3 protein-coding genes are annotated in these 1944 nt (G+C 33.7%); all 3 read left to right on the top strand.

Going from position 1 to position 1944, the window contains the following annotated elements; all coding sequences use genetic code 11:
* Positions 1-44 precede the first annotated feature (44 nt).
* The 3 genes from Q4550_RS23105 (at position 45) to Q4550_RS23095 (ending at position 1869) form a co-directional block, all read left to right on the top strand.
* A complete protein-coding gene (locus Q4550_RS23105; protein WP_303536498.1) occupies positions 45-620 on the top strand; it encodes a histidine phosphatase family protein in 576 nt (191 codons plus the stop codon).
* Positions 621-805: 185 nt separating this feature from the next.
* Complete coding sequence (locus tag Q4550_RS23100) at positions 806-1219, top strand: GNAT family N-acetyltransferase (protein ID WP_303536500.1); 414 nt, start codon at positions 806-808, stop codon at positions 1217-1219.
* Between the two features lie 125 nt (positions 1220-1344).
* Positions 1345-1869 carry a GNAT family N-acetyltransferase gene (locus tag Q4550_RS23095; RefSeq protein WP_303536495.1) on the top strand — a complete coding sequence of 175 codons (525 nt, stop codon included), beginning with the start codon at positions 1345-1347 and terminating at the stop codon, positions 1867-1869.
* Positions 1870-1944: the final 75 nt, after the last annotated feature.

Below are 1944 nucleotides of genomic sequence, written 5' to 3'. Positions count from 1 at the left end.
CTCGGAGCGATTAAAGAGTAAATAATAAGTTTAGGGAGGGAATTATGGAACTAATATTTGTACGACATGGTCAAGGACAGCATACACTAGATACACCTAATAGTTTACATATGAAAAATCCTTCTCTAACAAAAGAAGGAAAAGAGCAAGCATATTTATTAAGAGATACTTTTCATCTGAAAAGTGAAGACACGCTCATTATAAGTCCTACTCAAAGAACGCTAGAAACTGCTCAAATATGGATAGGAAGTGCGAAAGTTAAAGCAATTGTTAGTCCCCTGGTTTCTCCAAGAATGTTTCCACAAAAACAAGAATGGCGAACGCTTCCTTGTGACATAATGATGAAACGGGAAAACATTGAAAAGGTATTTCCTGAATTTAATTTAGATCACCAGGTTTCTGAAGAGCTTTGGAAAGATGGTATAAATGCTTTACCAGAGAAAGAGTTTCGGATTATTGGAGAAGAATTCTTGAGAGGGTGCAAGCAAGAAGAGAAAGGGAATATTTATGTCGTGTCACACGATGGAACGATCACATCCTATCGCCAGTTAATCTCAAAACGATTACTTACTAGAGATGACTTTCCCAAGGATGCTGGTTGGATAAGGATTCAGTATTAAACAAACTCGGAGCTTATCTGTAACAAGATAGGCTCCTTTTAATATTAAAGAAAATATTGAGTTGTCATCAATTTTTTGAAATAATTGGTAATGAGGCGTAAGACCAGATAACTATTAGATATATGATTGGAGGATTCGTAATGGATTACAAATTTAATGAAATATCATAAGACCAAGCAGAGAAAATATTAAACTGGCACTATGAAGGAGAATACTCTTTTTATGATTATAAGAATGATGAAGAGAATTTAGTTAAACTCTTGAGTCCTCATGGAGATATTTATTACATGGTTATGAAGGGCAACGATGAAGTCGGCTTCTTTTGCTATGAAATTGAGGAAGATTCCGTGGAGATTGGCTTGGGTATGAAACCCGAGCTAACTGGTAGGGGGATGGGTTTAGATTACTTGAAAGCTGGAATAAACTTTGCAATTTCAAAATATAACCCTAAAGAAATAACGCTCTCGGTTGCTACTTTTAATAAAAGGGCTATTAAGGTCTATGAAAGAGCAGGGTTTAAATCAATTCAAACCTTTATGCAAGAAACAAATGATAATCGTTTTGAGTTTTTGAAGATGGAGTACAAACGGCCAAAGTAAATTGTTTGCGCTATTAACCATTCTTCCGTTAAATCGATTAATGAATCTTGGGTAAGAACTTTATACCATTAGTTTCAAAACTAAGTTGAATTATAGGTATATATAATATTTAGTGGGAGAGTTATATGAACATAAGAACAGAAAGATTAATTATACGCGGTTTTGAATTAGAAGATTGGGAAGAAGTGTACAAATATACTTCCCAAAAAACTGTTATGGAATTTATGCCGGAAGGTGTTTTAACAAAAGAAGAAACAAAGAAGTTTATAAGAGAAAACATTGGAGCTTCGGCAAAGAAATTTCCTGTGATACTTGCTGACAAGAAAATACTAATAGGGCATCTTGAGTTTTTTAAATATTTTGGTGAACATTCTTATGAGATAGGATGGGCATTCAATCCTGATTATTATAATAAAGGCTATGCTTCGGAAGCTGCCCAAGCAATATTAAAATACGGATTTGAAGAGTTAGAGTTACATAGGATTGTTGCAACTTGCCAACCAGAAAATGTTCCTTCTTATCGTGTTATGGAAAAGATCGGTATGAGAAGAGAAGGGTATTTTAAAAAATGCATTCCGCATGGAGATGATTGGTGGGATGAATATTCTTACGGAATTATAGAAGAAGAGTGGAAGAACCATAATACTTAATAGATTTACAGTTTAGATAAAAAATTAAATTAATTAGATTTTATCTTGAATTAAAGTCTTTATTTATCTCGGAGC

Source organism: Anaerobacillus sp. 1_MG-2023 (assembly GCF_030547345.1).
GTDB classification, from domain to species: domain Bacteria; phylum Bacillota; class Bacilli; order Bacillales; family Guptibacillaceae; genus Guptibacillus; species Guptibacillus hwajinpoensis_B.
The sequence above is the reverse complement of the archived record's forward strand: the minus strand, read 5'-3'. Positions and strand labels throughout refer to the sequence as shown.